Consider the following 3,098-nt stretch of genomic DNA (forward strand, 5'->3'; position numbering starts at 1 on the left):
CCTACCGCGAAACGCGGAAAGGCGCCCGTTTGGGCGCCTTTTTGTGTTTTATGTGTTTTGGATCAGTCGATCATGGGCAGGAGCTTGTCCAGCGACTGCTTGGCGTCGCCATAGAACATGCGGGTGTTTTCCTTGAAGAACAGCGGGTTTTCGATGCCCGAATAGCCGGTGCCCTGACCACGCTTGGACACAAACACCTGCTTTGCCTTCCAGCATTCCAGAACCGGCATTCCGGCGATGGGGCTGTTGGGATCTTCCTGCGCCGCAGGGTTCACGATGTCGTTCGACCCAATCACGATGGCCACATCCGTTTCCGGGAAGTCATCGTTGATCTCGTCCATCTCCAGCACGATGTCATAAGGCACCTTGGCCTCGGCCAGCAGCACGTTCATGTGACCGGGCAGACGACCGGCAACAGGGTGGATCGCGAAGCGCACCTCTTTGCCCTTGGCGCGCAGTTTACGGACCAGCTCGGACACCGACTGCTGTGCCTGCGCAACCGCCATACCGTAACCCGGAATGATGATCACGCTGTCCGCGTCGTTCAGGGCCGCTGCAACGCCATCCGCGTCAATCGCCACCTGTTCGCCCTCAACTTCCATCTGCGGACCCGAGGTGCCACCAAAGCCGCCCAGGATCACGCTGACAAAGTGACGGTTCATCGCCTTACACATGATGTAGGACAGGATCGCACCCGACGAGCCAACCAGCGCACCCACAACGATCAGCAGGTCGTTGCCGAGGCTGAAGCCAATGGCCGCCGCAGCCCAACCCGAGTACGAGTTCAGCATCGACACAACCACCGGCATGTCCGCGCCACCGATGCCCATGATCAGGTGATAGCCGATGAACAGCGCCGCCAGTGTCATCAGGATCAGCGGGAACAGACCGCCCGAGGCGGTGTACCAGATCAGGCAGATCAGCGAGAGACCCGCCGCCGCCGCGTTCAGCGCATGACCGCCGGGCAGCTTGGTCGCCGCCGATGTCACCTTGCCCGCCAGCTTGCCATAGGCCACGACCGAACCGGTAAAGGTGATCGCACCGATGAAGATACCCAGGAACAGTTCCACATGCAGGATCGTCAGCTCGGCCGCCGTCTTTTTGGCGATCAGCTTGGCAAAGGCGCCCAGATCCGACAGGTCCGCCTGGTTCGCCGCATCCGCAATCGCCATGACCTGCGCGACGTTGCCGATCTCAAAATGCGCGTTGAAGCCCACAAACACAGCCGCCAGACCCACGAGGCTGTGCATTGCGGCCACAAGCTGCGGCATCTCGGTCATCTGCACGCGCTTGGCGACGTAAGAGCCAATCAGACCACCGCCTGCGATCAACAGCAGCGACAGCAGCCACAGGCCCGAACCGGGGCCCACAAGCGTGGCAAAGACCGCCAGCGCCATACCGACAATACCGTACCAGACGGCGCGCTTGGCGCTTTCCTGGTTCGACAACCCGCCCAGAGACAGGATAAATAGGACAGCCGCAACAACATAAGCGGCAGTGGTGAAGCCAATCATCTACCCGGCCTCCTTAAGATTTCTGGAACATGGCGAGCATGCGCCGGGTGACAAGGAAGCCGCCGAAGATGTTGATCCCGGCCATAAAGACCGACAGCGCCGCCAGTAGGATCACCAGGAACGAGCCCGACCCGATCTGCATAAGCGCCCCAACAATGATGATCGACGAAATCGCATTGGTGATCGCCATCAGCGGAGTGTGCAGCGAATGCGCCACGCCCCAGATCACCTGGAAGCCAACGAACACGGCCAGCACGAACACGATGAAGTGCTGCATGAAGCTGGCCGGAGCGACCAGACCCACCAGCAGCATCAGCGCGCCGCCCACACCCAGCAGGGTGAACTGCTGCTTGGTCTGCGCCTTGAACGCCGCAATCTCCTGCGCCTTTTTCTCTTCCGGGGTCAGTTCCTTGACCTCGGGCTTCTTCTGCGCCGCGATGGCCTGCACTTTCGGCGGCGGCGGCGGGAAGGTGATCTCACCCTCAAAGGTCACGGTCGAGCCGCGGATCACGTCATCTTCCATGTCGTGGTTGATCTGACCGTCCTTCTCGGGCGTCAGGTCAGTCATCATGTGACGGATGTTGGTCGCGTACAGAGACGAGGACTGCGCTGCCATCCGGCTGGGGAAGTCGGTATAGCCGATGATGGTCACGCCATTGTCGGTCACAATCTTCTCATCCGCGACGGTCAGCTTACAGTTGCCGCCTTTTTCCGCCGCTAGGTCCACGATGACCGAGCCCGGCTTCATGCTTTCGACCATATCCTTGGTCCAAAGCTCAGGAGCTTCGCGGTTCGGGATCAGCGCGGTGGTGATCACGATGTCCATCTCGGGGGCAAGTTCACGGAACTTGGCCAGCTGCGCGTTGCGGAATTCTTCGGACTGAACCGATGCATACCCGCCAGTGGCTGCGCCATCCTGCTGCTGCTCTTCAAAGTCCAGATAGACGAATTCCGCACCCATCGACTCGACCTGTTCGGCCACTTCGGGGCGCACGTCGAACGCATAGGTGATCGCGCCCAGCGACGTGGACGTCCCGATCGCGGCCAGACCGGCCACACCGGCCCCCACGATCAGAACTTTCGCAGGAGGTACTTTACCCGCCGCTGTCACCTGACCGGTGAAGAAACGGCCAAAGTTGTTGCCCGCCTCAATCACGGCACGGTAGCCTGCGATGTTCGCCATCGACGACAGCGCGTCCATCTTCTGCGCGCGGGAAATACGCGGCACCATCTCCATCGCGATGACATTCGCGCCTTTGGATTTGGCCAGCTCCATCCCGTCTTCATTGCCCGCAGGGTTGAAGAACGAGATCAGCGTCTTGCCCTTGGTCAGACGCTTCAGCTCGGTCTCAGAGGGCTGACGCACCTTGGCGACAATATCGCAGTCTTTCCACAGCGCAGCAGCGGTCTTGATAACCTCAACCCCGGCAGCTTCATAGGCAGCATCCGAAAAACCTGCCGCAAGACCAGCCCCCTTCTCAATGGCGCAGTCATAGCCAAGTTTCTGCAACTGCAAAGCGGACTCGGGCGTCATCGCGACCCGGTTCTCACCGTCCAGTATTTCCTTTGGTGTGCCTAGCTTCA

At 60.4% G+C, this 3,098-nt stretch carries 2 protein-coding genes; both read right to left on the minus strand.

The annotated features are described in order from the left end of the window. Window positions 1–62 precede the first annotated feature (62 nt). Complete coding sequence (locus ABWV79_RS22255) at window positions 63–1,514, minus strand: NAD(P)(+) transhydrogenase (Re/Si-specific) subunit beta (protein ID WP_170352592.1); 1,452 nt, start codon at window positions 1,512–1,514, stop codon at window positions 63–65. Between the two features lie 13 nt (window positions 1,515–1,527). After that, the coding region (locus tag ABWV79_RS22260; protein WP_353394998.1) for a Re/Si-specific NAD(P)(+) transhydrogenase subunit alpha at window positions 1,528–3,098 on the minus strand (1,571 nt) is incomplete at its 5' end.

The organism is Ruegeria sp. HU-ET01832, assembly GCF_040371315.1.
Classification (GTDB): Bacteria; Pseudomonadota; Alphaproteobacteria; order Rhodobacterales; family Rhodobacteraceae; genus Ruegeria; species Ruegeria lacuscaerulensis_A.

Excerpts from the sequence above, each read along its gene's own strand:
- ABWV79_RS22255 (WP_170352592.1), bottom strand. The coding sequence starts at position 1,514 with ATGATTGGCTTCACCACTGCCGCTTATGTTGTTGCGGCTGTCCTATTT.